This window comes from Corynebacterium mendelii (genome assembly GCF_017307055.1).
Lineage (GTDB): Bacteria > Actinomycetota > Actinomycetes > Mycobacteriales > Mycobacteriaceae > Corynebacterium > Corynebacterium mendelii.
This window is the reverse complement of sequence record NZ_JAFLEQ010000016.1, coordinates 88490-102193: the sequence shown is the minus strand read 5'-3', so window position 1 is coordinate 102193 and position 13704 is coordinate 88490. Positions and strand designations below refer to the sequence as shown.

Annotated in this window: 12 protein-coding genes and 1 tRNA gene; 3 read left to right on the top strand and 10 right to left on the bottom strand. The window is 65.0% G+C overall.

Annotated features, from left to right (window positions below):
• The first annotated feature begins 8 nt into the window (after nt 1-8).
• Complete coding sequence (locus JZY06_RS08930) at nt 9-1613, top strand: dolichyl-phosphate-mannose--protein mannosyltransferase (RefSeq protein WP_207279209.1); 1605 nt, start codon at nt 9-11, stop codon at nt 1611-1613.
• 152 nt (nt 1614-1765) lie between these two features.
• Here the strand turns inward: JZY06_RS08930 and JZY06_RS08925 are convergent, their stop codons facing one another.
• The 10 genes from JZY06_RS08925 to JZY06_RS08880 all read right to left on the bottom strand — a co-directional run bounded on the left by JZY06_RS08925 (nt 1766) and on the right by JZY06_RS08880 (nt 12035).
• Nucleotides 1766-3010, bottom strand: a complete 1245-nt coding sequence (locus JZY06_RS08925; RefSeq protein WP_207279208.1) for an alpha-amylase family protein — start codon at nt 3008-3010, stop codon at nt 1766-1768.
• Nucleotides 3011-3290: 280 nt separating this feature from the next.
• Complete coding sequence (locus tag JZY06_RS08920) at nt 3291-4001, bottom strand: zf-HC2 domain-containing protein (RefSeq protein WP_207279207.1); 711 nt, start codon at nt 3999-4001, stop codon at nt 3291-3293.
• A 10-nt stretch (nt 4002-4011) separates the two neighbouring features.
• Nucleotides 4012-4422, bottom strand: a complete 411-nt coding sequence (locus tag JZY06_RS08915; RefSeq protein WP_207279206.1) for a DoxX family protein — start codon at nt 4420-4422, stop codon at nt 4012-4014.
• Nucleotides 4423-4503: 81 nt separating this feature from the next.
• Entirely contained in the window at nt 4504-5532 is a 1029-nt protein-coding gene (galE, locus tag JZY06_RS08910; RefSeq protein ID WP_207279205.1) for a UDP-glucose 4-epimerase GalE, read from the bottom strand.
• Nucleotides 5533-6015: 483 nt separating this feature from the next.
• Complete coding sequence (locus JZY06_RS08905; RefSeq protein ID WP_207279204.1) at nt 6016-6660, bottom strand: GNAT family N-acetyltransferase; 645 nt, start codon at nt 6658-6660, stop codon at nt 6016-6018.
• Between the two features lie 136 nt (nt 6661-6796).
• Nucleotides 6797-6872: transfer RNA gene (locus tag JZY06_RS08900), tRNA-Ala, on the bottom strand.
• Between the two features lie 134 nt (nt 6873-7006).
• Nucleotides 7007-8413 carry a divisome protein SepX/GlpR gene (gene sepX / locus JZY06_RS08895; protein ID WP_207279203.1) on the bottom strand — a complete coding sequence of 469 codons (1407 nt, stop codon included), beginning with the start codon at nt 8411-8413 and terminating at the stop codon, nt 7007-7009.
• Between the two features lie 266 nt (nt 8414-8679).
• The gene (locus JZY06_RS08890) at nt 8680-9363 is read right to left on the bottom strand and encodes a GNAT family N-acetyltransferase (RefSeq protein ID WP_207279202.1); all 684 of its coding nucleotides are present in this window, start codon (nt 9361-9363) and stop codon (nt 8680-8682) included.
• Nucleotides 9364-9543: 180 nt separating this feature from the next.
• On the bottom strand, nt 9544-10812 hold the full coding sequence (glp, locus tag JZY06_RS08885) for a molybdotransferase-like divisome protein Glp (protein ID WP_207279457.1): 1269 nt from the start codon (nt 10810-10812) through the stop codon (nt 9544-9546).
• 308 nt (nt 10813-11120) lie between these two features.
• Nucleotides 11121-12035, bottom strand: a complete 915-nt coding sequence (locus JZY06_RS08880; RefSeq protein ID WP_207279201.1) for a UTP--glucose-1-phosphate uridylyltransferase — start codon at nt 12033-12035, stop codon at nt 11121-11123.
• A 99-nt stretch (nt 12036-12134) separates the two neighbouring features.
• On the opposite strand from JZY06_RS08880, the gene JZY06_RS08875 reads away from it, so the two are divergent.
• Nucleotides 12135-12749 (top strand): 5-formyltetrahydrofolate cyclo-ligase, encoded by a 615-nt coding sequence (locus JZY06_RS08875; protein WP_207279200.1) that lies wholly within the window; start codon nt 12135-12137, stop codon nt 12747-12749.
• A gap of 176 nt (nt 12750-12925) precedes the next feature.
• A complete protein-coding gene (locus tag JZY06_RS08870) occupies nt 12926-13627 on the top strand; it encodes an SAF domain-containing protein (protein ID WP_207279199.1) in 702 nt (233 codons plus the stop codon).
• Nucleotides 13628-13704: the final 77 nt, after the last annotated feature.

Genomic DNA, 13704 nt, shown 5'->3' with positions numbered 1-13704 from the left:
CTTTTAGCGTGACTGCCGCAGCAACAACAACACCCCCGGCCCCGGACCGTGCCACCACCGCCACCGGCGGCAGATTCAAGCGCCCGGCACGCAACTGGCTGTGGCGGCCCGGGCCACCACCCGCCTGGAGCAGATGGGATGCGGTGGCCTTTATCGTCATCACCGCCCTGGCGGTGGCCACCCGGTTTGTGGCCCTGGCCAGGACCACGGACAAACACACCCCCATCTTCGACGAGAAGCACTATGTGCCGCAGGCCTACAACATGGTCAAGTCGTGGATCGGCCCGGTGACCGGCGGTACCGAACTCAACCCCGGCTACGGGCTGGTGGTGCATCCGCCGCTGGGCAAACAGCTGATCGCCTATTCGGAGCTGATCTTCGGCTACACACCCCTGGGATGGCGGGGAGCCTGCGCGGTGGCGGGGTCGCTGACCATCGTGCTGATCATGCTCATCGCCCGGCGGCTGACCGGTTCCACGGCCGGGATGGTCATCGCCGGTGTCATCGCCACCTGCGACGGGGTGCTGCTGGTCGGCAGCCGGTTCGGCATGCTGGATATTTTCCTGGTTGTCGCCGTCACCGCCGCCGTGTATTTCCTGCTCGTCGACCGTGACGATGTGAACCAGCGGCTGCAGGAAGCGCAGATGGCCGGAATCCTCGACTGCTACGGGCCGGGCGGCCCGCGGCTGGGGGTGCGCTGGTGGCGGCTGGCCGCCGGGGTGTGTCTGGGGCTTGCCCTGTCGGTGAAATGGTCCGGCCTGTACTACATGGCGGTCTTCGGCATCGTCATCGTCGCCGCCGACGCCGCCGCCCGCGCCCGCCACGGAATCGACCGGCCGCTGGTGGGTGCGGTCATCAAAGACGGATTCGCGTCTTTTGCCGCCCTGGTCATTGTTCCGGTGCTGCTGTACTTCTGGTCCTTCCGCGCCTGGTTCGCCCAGGAGACATCGGTGTACCGGCACAGTTTTTCCACCGGGAAAATCCCGGAGGACTCCTGGCTGCGCATGCTGCCGGAGGGCCTGGCGTCGTTTATCGACTACCACTCGGATGTGCTGAAGTTCCACGGCTCAATCACCTCATCGTCCGGGCACAGCCACCCGTGGGACTCCAAGCCGTGGGCGTGGCTGGCCTCTGTCAGGCCGGTGCTGTATTCCTCCCACACCGACATTGACTGCGGCACCGAGAAATGCCGCACCATGATCTACCTGTTCGGCACGCCCGCCATCTGGTGGGTGACGGTACCGGTGGTGCTGTGGGCCATCTGGTCGGTGATCATCCGCCACGACAACCGGTTCCTCATCCCGCTGGCCGGGTTTGCGGCCAGTTTCCTGCCCTGGCTGATTGTCTACGACCGGCAGATGTATTTCTTCTACGCCGAGCCGATGGTGCCGTTCACCATCCTCATGATCACCCTGGTGTGCCTGCAGGTGCTGGCCGCCGACACCCCCCGGCCGGGTGCGGGCGCCCGCCAGCTGACGGTGCCGCGTGTGGCGGTGATCGCCTACCTGTCGCTGGTGGTGTGGATGTTTGTCTATTTCGCCCCGATTCTCTACGGCATACAGATCACCGACACCCACTACAACTGGCTGATGTGGATGCCGTCCTGGCACTGAGCCGCAGTCGGCTGCACACCACAGTCCGGCCCTTTTAAAACACCACGGGGGCCGTGTCTTCCACTCCGGAGTGGAAGACACGGCCCCCGTGGTGTCATTGAGGGTGCCCGCAGAGGATGCGGCCTGATTTACCGGCCGGAAGGTGCGGTGCCCTAGCTGAACGAGAAAATCTCGTGGCCGTTCTCGCTTACCGTCACCGACGGGGCGTCGCCCGAGCGCACAGTGACGGTGATCTGCTGGCCATCGTCTTTTCCGGTGCAGGTGTAGGTGTAGACGGTGTTGTCGATGTCGACATCGGCGACCACTGCATCGGTCAGCCACGGCCGGTTGCGGCGCAGGGCGATCAGTTCCCGGTAGATATCCAGCATCCATGTCTGCCCCGGGTCAATGTCGTCCGGGGTGGCCGGATACATCGGCCGCACCTGATCATCGCCGCCGAGTTTTTCTTCCTTTTCCGCCTCCCAGCCGAGTTCGTCCCCGTAGTAGACGATCGGATGCCCGGAGACCGTGAACAGGATCGCTGCGGCAACCACCGCTTTTTTCAGCCCCACGAAAGTCGCGATGCGGGTGGTGTCGTGGTTGCCGATGAAGGTGACCGGTGTAAAAGCTTCGGTGAAACCGTTGTGCCGCTGCAGGGTCCACTGCAGCTCGTAGAAGTTGTTTTCCTTCAGCGACGACCAGACGGCTTTCCACAGCTCGTATTCGGTGACCGAATCAATGCCCGATGCGCTGACGTAACCGGCGTAGTCGCCGTGGATCATCTCCCCGAAGATGATGGCCTCCGGGTGGGCTGCGCGGACCCTTTCGACCACCGGCGGCCAAAACTCGGCGGGAACCGAATAGACGGCATCCAGCCGCCAGCCGGTGGCTCCTTTATCCAGCCAGTGGCACATCACCTCCACCACCAGGTCTTCGACGGCCTTGCTCTGGTGGTTGAATTCCACCAGTCCGGGATGGCCCTCGAAATTGGCCGGCTGCGGTGGATCGTGGTCGAAATCGATGGCGAACATCCCGGCGTTGTCACCGTCGGGCCCCTGCCCGAGAGCTTCCAGGAACAGGGGGTGCTGGTTGCCGACGTGGTTGAACACCCCGTCCAGAATCAGCCCCAGGCCACGGTCCCGGCATCCGGACACCAGGGCATCGAAATCGCCGTCATCGCCCAGTCTGGGATCGATGGTGAAAAAATCCACGGTGTCATAGCCGTGGGACGTGGAGGCGAAAATCGGCCCCAGCACAACGGTGTCGGCGCCCAGCCGGACAACGTAGTCCAGCCAGTTGCCGATATGGCGCAGCCGGTGGGACAGTTCACGTTCAGTCTCATCGGCCGGGCGCACCGGCGCCCCGGTGAACCCGAGGGGATAGATCTGCCAGCCGATGGGTGTGCGGGTGTTGGCCACTGCTGAAAACACGCGCCTTTCGAAACAAATTCTGGGGATACCCCACTGGGGTCGGATACGTCGGAAGGCCACCCTGACACCGCGGCAGCGACGGCAATCGCCCCGCGGGAAGGCGGTTTTTCCTTCTCCGGTTTTTTCTCCCCCACAGTCTAGTCGGCCGCGGCCGGGGGCGGCACCGGATCAGCCGGCCCCGCGGGCACGGTACACCATCGTGGCCCGCCCACCAGCGCAAAAAAGTCGCGCACCGGACGCACTGCAGCACCGGTGGGTGGGTTACTTTTCACGGGGCGGGGCGGGCGGTGGCACCGCGCCAGAAACGGTGCACCGCCGACAGTCCGTTGGCGTCGGCCAGCCACGCCCAGCCGAGCAGCACACAGCAGCTGACCAACAGCAGCAGCCCGAATACATCGGTTGCGCTGGCAAACCCGAGAACCACGTCCCGGGCGGTGAAACCGATGCTGAAAGCCGTAAACGGCCCGATCACCAGCAGCATGCCAGCCCCCAGCCGGGGTTGCCAGGCGGCAAAAAACATGCCCACCGCCAATGCCAGGCGGACAGCGGCCGCATCCACCATCAGCGGGGAGCTGAACCCAGTGGCACCGCTGCCGTCAGGCACTATCTGCCCGGATTCCGGCGCACCCGGCGGGGCGACAATCCCGGTGGTGCCGCTCAACAGCACCACCGCCCACACGGCACACAGCACACCGGCGGCCACCAGAGCCGCCCGGGACACCATGGAAGCCAGCGCCCGGCGGGAGGACAACCGGCGCTGCTGCGATTCCAGCCCGGCCAAAATCGCCTGCGACAAATCCGGCGGGGCGACAAGCTGTTGTGTGGACTGGTCGGAGGAAAAAGTCAGCTGTCTTTTCAAGGCGGCCGCCCGGTCATAGAACCGGCGGCAGTCGGCACAGGCCGACACGTGCGCGTCGACCACATCATCGTCAACGCCCGTCTGTTCCCCGTCCAGCCGTGCCGAGAGTGCTTTTTGCACCGCCACGCAGTCAATCACGCTGTCCCACCGCCCCGTCGATACTGGCCCGGCCCGGCCCGAAGACAACGATGGTCACCAACGCCGCCCACAGCACCACCACGTATTCACTTCCGCCGGTGGCCACAAACAGTCCCCCGCTGCGGGTCACGAACCAGAAAGCCCCCACCATGATCACCGCCAGCACGCCGGCGGCAATGGTGGTCACCAGACCGATGATCAGCAAAATACCGCCGACCAGCTCACAAATGGCGGTCAACCAGGCGGCCAGCGCCGGTTGCGGGATCTGCTGGGAAAGAAAATAAGCGGTGGTCTGCCCGGGTCCCGCCACAAACAGTTTCTGGTAACCGTGTGCGGCGAAAACAAAGCCGATGACACATCGGAAAACAAAAAGCGCACCGTCACGCACGACCGGTTTGTCCATGCCGGTAACCATACCCGGCACCCTCCCCGGCTAACCACCGGCCGGTGGCCCGGGCAGGTGACACGGGGGAGGGTTTTGTTCTCAACGGGCCAAATCGGGCAGGATGTCGCCGCGGCGGTCAAACCAGCGCAGCGTATCCCTGATGCCGTCGTCCACACTGTGGGTGGCCCGCCAGCCGAGTTCTTTTTCCGCCCGGCCGGTCTGGGCGTAGGCGCCCGCCACATCACCCGGCCGCGGCGGGCCGACTTCCACCGCAATCTCGTGGCCGACCACCCTGTTGTAGGCCTCGACCAATTCGAACACGGTGGTTCCGGTGCCGGTTCCCAGGTTGATCGCCCGGTGGGTGCAGTCACCGTCGGGTCCGGTGACAACCGAGTCGAAGTTGTCGATGGCGGCCACATGCGCGGCAGCCAAATCCCACACGTGAATGTAGTCCCGCACCCCGGAACCGTCCCGGGTGGGCCAGGTGTCGCCGGTGACGGTGAAAGGTTCCCCTTCCGCGTCACGGGTGAGGATCATGCCCAGCGCGTGGGAGGGTTTTTCCAGTGCCAGCCCGGTGCGCATTTTCGGATCCGCGCCAATCGGGTTGAAATAGCGCAACGAAATAAGCCGCAGATCGGTGCCGTCGCAGATATCGGCCAGCATGCCCTCCACATGGGCTTTGGTGCGGGCATAGGGGCTGGAGGGGTCAATCGGTGAATTCTCGTCGACGGTGAAATCCTCGGCCACCCCGTAGATCGACGCGGAGGAAGAAAACAGCATGCGGGTGATCCCGTTGCGCAGCAGCGACTCCACCAGCTTCAGGGTGCCGACCACATTGTTGTTGTAGTAGCGGATGGGTTCGGCCACCGACTCGGGCACCACAATGGAGGCGGCACAGTGCACCACCGCAGAAATACCGGGGTTGTCGGCCACAATGCGGTCGATTAGCTGTCCGTCGGCGATATCGCCCACATACAGTTTCCGGTCCGTGCAGAATTCCTCCCGTCCGGTCGACAGATTATCCAGCACCACCACCTGGTAGCCGGCGTCAATCAACGCCGATCCGACGGTGGAACCGATGAAACCGGCGCCGCCGGTGATCAAAATAGTCTTCGGTTCGGTGGGCATGAACGTCTCCTTGGCGGTAGCAAAAATTCAGAAAAAAACCGTGGGCCGATGCCGCGTGACACCGATCGCCGCGGTCACTCCGGACGCCATCCAGACTAGCTGCACGGTGCGCACAATCGCCGGGACACACCCCGGTGGCGGCGGAAACAGGGGATTTCCGGTCTGGATGACGCAATCCCTGTCCGTGGCCGGTGCCGGTTCAGCGGGGCGGGTGATCCGGTGGATACCGCCCGCCGCGCTAGAGCGCATCCGGGACTTTTCACTGGGTTCATGGCCGCCATGGCTGCACCCCGGACAGTGGTGTTCCACAGCTCCCCCGGTGTGCGATCCAGCCCGGAGCAACCTGCCCGACCCCGTGAATCTGCGGTAGCGGCAACAATCAACGGGTTGCCCGGATGCCGGGGCACGCCGACAGCCGAAACTGCTGAACCACGGTTTGGCCGGTGTCACAACCTGAACCATCTCCCCAGAAAGAAATGCCGTTCAGCTGGCGGGTGATGGTAAACCCGACAACTCAACTACGACTCCCGCCCTGTTCAGACTGTGGGGCGTGACACAAAAATAGTCATGGTCGACAGGCCTTATTTCTTCAGCCAACGGCGGCAGATCGCCCAGTGGGACCGGCCGGTAGCCGCATGCCAGGGACACCCCGCGTGATGCCATGTTTTCCTGGTGCGCACCGGTATAGGCCCGTTGTGCCCCCAGGTGATCGAAGGCGACAATCAGCACTGCCCGGCGCATCAGTTTCCCGAAACCCCGGCCCTGGTAGCGCAGATCAAGCATGGAAGCGGTTGAAATGGTGCGCGTCCGGGCGAACTTCAGCGCGCGAATATCCTGCTTGCCGATGATGTGCCCGCGGTAGCGGACAAGCAGCGGTACATCCCAGATATCCGGGTTGAGTTCGTCAACACACGAGGCGATCCGTTCCAGGCTTTTGTGCGCCTGTCCTTCCGGATCAGTGGCGAAGGCGCGAAACCACGGAAAAAAATACGGTACATCGGGATCGTCCCACAACTGCAGGGACGACATGAAGGAAAGGTAGTCATCCCCATCTGCCGGGGTGTAGGCAGCCAGTTCCAGCTCACCTGCATGAATACGGACGCGGCGCAGAAACTCTTCGTCACGCACGGTTACTCCTTGCCATCACGCCGCCGGATACCCACCCCAGTTACGGCCACCATTTTGGTGCGGTTGCCCATCCACGATACCGGTTGACGAAATCAAAAAGCACCGAAGACAATGCGCGTTGTCTTCGGTGCTTGACTGGTGGAGCTAACGGGAATCGAACCCGTGACCTCCTCGATGCGAACGAGGCGCGCTACCAACTGCGCTATAGCCCCAAGGGGTATGTGATTGTGGCGCAGAAATCTCATCTGCAACCCCGTACATGTTACTCCCGCGGCAGGCAATGAACAAAACGCCCGCTCCCGGCGGTGGGATCCGGGGCGGGCGGTGGCGGTTGTTTTTTCTGCCGCTACATGGCGCGGCGGGGGCGGGACCAGTTTTTCAGGTCAATGACCCGGTCGCGGTCGGTGTCGGAGCCGTGTGCGTGACTGGCATGCCGGGTGGTGGGGGCGGGCATCCGCCCGACGGGAAGGGAAGCGAAATCGGGGCTTTCATCATCGATTTCGACCACGATGGCCCCCGGCCGGCGCAGCCGCTGAGGGATGCCCAGCTCGGCATCGGAATAGTTTTTCACCCCCAGGCGTGCCCGGCGCAGCTGCCGGATACGGCGCTGGCGGCGGGAGTTTTCCTCCCGGGCGACCCGCCGGAGAGCCAGCAGGTAGATCACCATCAGCACGCCGGTGACCAGAGGAATCATCCAGGCTGTACCGCCGAACATGAATCCGCTGATCACTCCGCCGGCGAAAAGCGAGGCGATGACCAGCAGCACGTTTTTGCGCCTGCGGTAGCGGGCCAGCTGAAGTTTTTTGTCCGTTTCCGGATCCCAACCGCCGCGGCCGGCCCGGCGGGCCGCGAATTCGCGGTCCTCATCGGTGACCACAACCTCGGTGGGTTTGAAACCGAATTCGGTCGACAGATGGGTCACCGTTCCGGCGGTGTCGGCCGGGGAATCAGCATCATCGTCCCCGGTCTGGCTGTCGGTGTCGTCGCTGTCGTGTGCGGCATCGTCGGCGGCAGCAGGCACAGCATCATCGGCCGGCTGGTAGTCGGCCTCCGGGTGGAAAAGATCCGCCGGGGAGGAAAACGATTCGTCGTAGCGGTAGCGGGTGCCGTCCTCGTTGAAATCCGCCTCGGTAAACCGCGGGGTGGTGTCTTCCTGCTCATCATCGTCGGCGCTGCCGGTATCGGCGTCACTGCTGTCGTTTGCGGATGCCCCGGGATCGGCCGCATCATCGCGCGGGCTGCCGGGGCCGCTTGCCGTGTCCCGGCCGGACAGGCGGGTGAAAAGACCCATGATTTTGCGTCCCGCTGATTCGTGCCCGCTGCCGCTGTTGCCGCTGCCGGTGGTGTCATCGCCGCCGGTGGCGGCAGCACCCGTGTCAGCTGCCGTATCGTCGGATGATTCACCGGCGAAAGCGCCGGTGGCAGCGGTATCGGTGGCGGTGGCGGTGTCACCGGTCTGTGTGACCGTCGCGGTGGCGGTGGCGCTGCTGTCGGCGTGGGCCAGGTAGGGTTCGGCGTCGACGTATTCGGCGTCCGGGTCGTCGTCGTAGTGGACGTGGACGTCACCGGCGGAAAACTTCGGTTTCCGGCGCGTGGTGGCCAGGGCGGTTCCCCCCTGGTGCACCACCCGGGTGTCGTCCAATCCGTCACCGGCACGACTGACCGGCTTGTGTCCGCGCAGCACCAGCGGGGCGAGCACGAACAGCCACAAAACGACAATGAGACCGACGACGATCGTTCCGGTTCCGGTCATGGTGGCGGGCACCCTTTCTTGAAAGCAAACACAGTGCGGCAGGTGGTATCCCCCGCCTGCTGGAATCAGCTCCCCCGCAACGGATGAGCCGTCGGAAAGGCCCGGTGGCCGTGTCCGGCCGCAGTCAGCAGGCGGTAAAAACCTGCGGGGGAAAAGTTTTTCGGGCAGTTATCTTCCCCCCAACTCTAATCGCCCAGGGCGGTGGCCCGGGTAAGGCGCGCCGCGGGGAGCGCCGCCGGTTCGGCAGACAGTTTTTGTTCTTACTTTTACGGTGCGCTGTCCACAATCAGTCCGGCCTGCTCCAGAAAACCCACGCAGCCGCCGTGCAGTTCGTCTTCGGTCAACGCCATGAGATGGTGGTCCCGCCACCGGCCGTTGATGTTGATGTCAGAGAGCAAAAACCCTTCCTCGCGGAAGCCGTTGCGGCGCAGCACCGCCCCGGAGGCCGGATTGTCCGGCAGATAGGTGGCGGTGACCCGGTGCAGCCCCACACGGGTGAAAGCATGGTCCGTGCCCAGGGCGGTGGCAACAGTGGCCACATGCCGGCCGGTGAATTCGGCGGCCACCCAGTAGCCGATCCAGCATTCGCTGATCGATCCGTGGCTGATCGAACCCAGTGTCAGTTCACCGGCCCGGTCACCGTTGACGACAATGACAAACGGTACCGTCACCCCGTCGCGGGCGCTGTCACGCAGCAAACGGCAGTGCTCCCGCCAGGCCGCCGGGGTGTGGGCCCTGAGCCAGCCCTGCGGGACGGTGGGTTCCACCGGGCGCAGGCGGGCTTCCTGTTTGACTCTGGTTGCCCGCCACCAGTCGCCGTCATCACCGGTGATCGGCCGCAGCATAATCTCATCGTTGTGGCAGGTGGTGACAGGTCCTGCGGTCTCCGGCCAGCCGGGGTGGTCGCGGCGCCGGCCGCGGGCAAAAATCGAGTCGAAAACAAACGGCATGGGAGCGGAAAAATCCGTCACCTCCTCGCTGAAAAACAACAACGGTGGAAAAAACAACACTGCCGTGCCGGGCACACGCCCGCGCCCCTACGGGTCCACCCACCGGCAGCGGCTGCCGTCTGCTGCCCCGGGCACCGGGGAAAAAGACATCACGGGCCGGCTGCGGGACCGGGGGAAAGCTCAGCCGGACTGGTTGGCAAACAGGACGTCGACAATATCGCCCGGCCGCACCGAGGTGACGTCCTCCGGGATGCGGATCAAAGCATTGGCCTCGCCCATGCCGGCCAGCAGATGCGCCGGGGCGCCACTGACCCCGCCGAGGGATTCCACCAGATAGTCCTGGGTGTCGGCATCCCGCATGAGCCTGGCCCGCAGATAACCGCGGCGGCCGGGACGGCTGGTCACCGGGGTCAGCGTGCGTGCCCGCACACAACGGCGGGTGACGTTGCGTTTGCCCAGTGCCATGCGGATCATGGGGCGGACGAACACCTCGAAAATGACCAGGCAGCTCACCGGGTTACTGGGCAGCAGAAACACCGGCACCCGTTCCGTGCCGATCAAACCGATGCCCTGCACCGATCCCGGGTGCATGGCGACACGGGTGGTGTCGATGTCGCCGAGTTGTTTGAGCACCCCCTGGATTTCGGTGGACCCGGATCCGCCGACAGCCCCGGAGATCACAATGATTTCACTGGTCATCGCCTGTGCTTCGAGGGTTTCTTTGAGCTTTCGCGGTTCCCCGTCGGCGATCCCGACCCGGTGTACTTCAGCCCCCGCCTCTTTCGCGGCCGCAGCCAGCGAATAGGAGTTGACATCCAGCACCTGCCCCAGCCCCGGGGTGCGGTCAATATCAATCAGTTCCCGGCCCACGGAGACAATCGACACCCTGGGTTTCGGGTAGACGAGCACCTTTGATTTGCCGACCGCGGCCAACAGACCGATCTGGGCGGCACCGAGCACGCTTCCCGGGGAGACAGCCACATCACCGGGCTGGATGTCATCGCCGATCCGGCGGATGAATTCGCCTGTTTTCACCGGCCGCAGCGGGGTGACCCGGTCGGCACCTTTATCCGACCATTCCAGCGGCAGCACCGCATCAGCCATGGTGGGAAGCGGCGCGCCGGTAGCCACCCTGACCGCCTGTTTCGGCTGCAGGCGCAGCGGCTCCCGGGACCCGGCGGCAACCTGTCCGACAACGGGCAGCGACACTGTCGCCGGATCCACCGGCTGCGCTTCAGGACCCTGCCCCAGCGGCGGTTTGCCGCCCACATCAACGCTTCTGACCGCATAGCCGTCAATGGCCGCCTGGGTGAACACGGGCATGGGCCGGGCGGCGGAGACTTCCTCGGCACACATCAGTCCCAGTGCTTCGGTGATGGCAATCCTGACCGGCCCGGGGGTGACCACCGCCCGACCCACCAGAGCCATCTGCTTGTCGACACTGCGCATAAGTTGGGCCATCGCCTTCTTTCAGTTGCCTACGGTCCCGTCCACCCGGGGCACACGTGATTGTCTCCGGGGTGATTTATCCATTCTATAAGGTGCGGACCCGTAAAACCCCGCTTGCGCATCCCCGGCGCGTACAGCCGCCGCAGACAGGGGCAACCACCGTCCGGCGCACCGGCCCCGGGCACAACCGGTTGCCCGCAACGGCACAGCCCGGGGTGGCCTTTGGGGAGGCTGACGTGTCAGCCACCGGGCAGGCCGGGGTGCGGGCCACAGGCCCCGGGCAGCCGCTGCTGCCGGACTGTCCCGGCTCAGTCGTCTTGTTTCAGGCGTTGGGTGAGATAGCGGCGCAGGCCTTTGGCGTAGGCGGGGTGTGCCAGCGCGAAATCAACGCAGGCCCGGATGAACCCGCCCGGGTTGCCCAGATCATGGCGGCGGCCGTCGTGGATGACGATATGCACCGGGTGGCCCTGTTCAATCAGCAGCTCAATGGCATCGGTGAGCTGTAACTCGCCGCCTTTGCCGGGGGTGATCTGTTTCAGCGCGGTGAAAATCTGCCGGTCGAGCAGGTAACGCCCGGCGGCCACAAATGTCGACGGGGCATCCTCGGCGGCGGGTTTTTCCACCATGCCGCTGATTTTTTTCACCGCCGGATCCCCGGTGTCGGAGTCGGCGATATCGAACACCCCGTAGTTGGAGACCTCATCGCGGGGAACGTCGAAAGCACACAGCACGCTGCCGCCGAGACGGTTGCGTACGGCAGCCATTTTCTCCATCACACCGGCCGGCAGCACCAGATCATCGGGCAGCATGACCGCCACCGCATCCTCGTCGTCGTCGAGGCACTGTTCGGCCAGACCAACCGCATGTCCCAGCCCCAGCGGCTCGTCCTGGATAACCTCCACCGGCTCAATCAGATGCTGGGCGTGGCGGACTTTGTCCAGCAGCGTGGTTTTGCCTTTGGATTCCAGGTTTTCTTCCAGCTGCCGGTCCGCGGCGAAATAGCCGAGCACCCCTTTTTTCCTCTGCGAGGTGATCACCGCCAGGCGGGAGGCCCCCAATGCGGCGGCTTCCTCGGCGATCAGTTCAATCCCGGGGGTGTCGACCACCGGCAGCAGTTCCTTGGGAACGGTTTTGGTTGCCGGAAGGAACCGGGTGCCCAGTCCCGCCGCGGGGACAATGACTGTTTTGACCTTGTGGGTGTGCTCGTTGATGGGTTTCGCCATAGCTAGTTAGCCTACCGAACCGACTGCCGGCATTTGCCGCAGCTGGGCCGTGCCGTGTCACCGGCCGGGTTCCTGCCCGCCCCGTCTAGTCTGGGGGCTGTGGATATCCAACAGGACAAAAACCGGCTGCGCCGGATGGTGCTGGCCGCCCGGGCCGAGCGGGAGAAAACCGGTTGCACGCACATCCACCGGGCGGTGGCCCGGCAGCTGGGCCTGGTGCTGGCGCGGCTCCAGCCAACCGGGATCGCGGCCTACGCCCCGCTGCCCGGCGAACCGGGCGCCGGTTTCCTGCTTGATACTGTGCTGGACTACACCCGCAGCCGGGGCGGCAGGCTGTGGCTTCCGGTCTGCGGCCCGAAACACTCACTGACCTGGGGTACTGTCACCGGTGTCGAGCAGCTTGCCAGGGGGGCTTTCGGTATCCCGGAGCCTGCCGGGCACACCGTGTCCACCGCAGTCATGTCCGCCGATATCCAGGTCATGGTCATCCCGGCGCTGGCCTGCGGCCGGGACGGCAGCAGGCTGGGCCGCGGGGCCGGCTACTACGACCGGGCGCTGGCGGGACGTAACCGCTCCCGGATCACTGTGGTGGCTGTCACCGGCCCCGGGGAACTTGTTGATGCTGTTGCTGCAGGCCCGCTGGACCAGCCGGTGGATATGGTTGTCACCGACTGCGGCATCACCGTCACCGCACCAGTGCATCCGGCCCCCTGACAGCCCGCCGCGGGTGGCGTGTTTTTTCACGCCTGCCCCGCCCCGCAAAAACGGTCGGTGGTGTGCACAAGATAACAGTGCCGGCCCCATGGCCTGTCCCCCTAACCGGGTGGGTTTTCTGGTGCCCGCAGCCGGTCGGGGAACCGGCCGGGTGATACCGGTGGACCAAGACCATCATGAAGTCGTTGTTGTCGAATCCGGATCCGGACACCGCATTCGGCCGGTTCATTATTGCCGCCACCACCCCGGGGATTGTCCGCAGCCGCCGGATCCGTTCCGCGCTGGCCGCGCTGCTGCTGGTCATTGCCGCTGTCACCGGGATCAGTTCGGCTGTCACCCACGATCCGCTGGTGGTGACCGCCGTCCGGCAGATACCACCCGGGCACACAATTCCCGCCGATGGGTTGAAGCTCACCCCCGTACCGTCATCGGTGGTGCCCGACGGGGCGCTGACCACGGTGGATCAGGTGGCCGGAAGCATTGCCGCCACCACGCTTGCGCCCCGGGAAATAGTGACCGCCCACCATCTGGTCGGCCCGGAGGCCATGGCCGGGATCAGTGACAGCTCGTGGGCATCCCCGGCGCTGGTTCCGGTGTCGGTGGCTGACAGCAGGCTTGCTTCTTTGGTCCACCACGGCGATACGGTCACTGTGGTGGCAGGCTCCGGGGCGCCGCGGCCCGGGGCAGTGATTGCCCAGCGGGTGCGGGTGATGACGGTGGTGGCCGCAGACGGTGAGGTCTCCGGCGGCGGGGCCAGTGTGCTGGTGGCCTGTGACACCGACACCGCCCGGCAGATCGCAGCCGCCACCGCCGACGGCCCGGTCGGGCTTGTCATCACCGGCGCCCGGGCCACCCCGGCTGCGACCGCCTCCCCCTGACGGGAAATAAGCCAGCTTGAAAAAACCCGCCGGGCACAAAACTCCCGGCGGGACCGGTACAACCCGATGCTGCCGTG

What these genes read in the sequence shown, in the direction of transcription:
- JZY06_RS08915 (WP_207279206.1), bottom strand. Translation starts at nt 4,422, where the DNA reads ATGGACAAACCGGTCGTGCGTGACGGTGCGCTTTTTGTTTTCCGATGT.
- galE (WP_207279205.1), bottom strand. Translation starts at nt 5,532, where the DNA reads ATGCCCACCGAACCGAAGACTATTTTGATCACCGGCGGCGCCGGTTTC.
- sepX (WP_207279203.1), bottom strand. Translation starts at nt 8,413, where the DNA reads ATGACCGGAACCGGAACGATCGTCGTCGGTCTCATTGTCGTTTTGTGG.
- JZY06_RS08890 (WP_207279202.1), bottom strand. Translation starts at nt 9,363, where the DNA reads ATGCCGTTTGTTTTCGACTCGATTTTTGCCCGCGGCCGGCGCCGCGAC.
- glp (WP_207279457.1), bottom strand. Translation starts at nt 10,812, where the DNA reads ATGCGCAGTGTCGACAAGCAGATGGCTCTGGTGGGTCGGGCGGTGGTC.
- JZY06_RS08880 (WP_207279201.1), bottom strand. Translation starts at nt 12,035, where the DNA reads ATGGCGAAACCCATCAACGAGCACACCCACAAGGTCAAAACAGTCATT.
- JZY06_RS08870 (WP_207279199.1), top strand. Translation starts at nt 12,926, where the DNA reads ATGAAGTCGTTGTTGTCGAATCCGGATCCGGACACCGCATTCGGCCGG.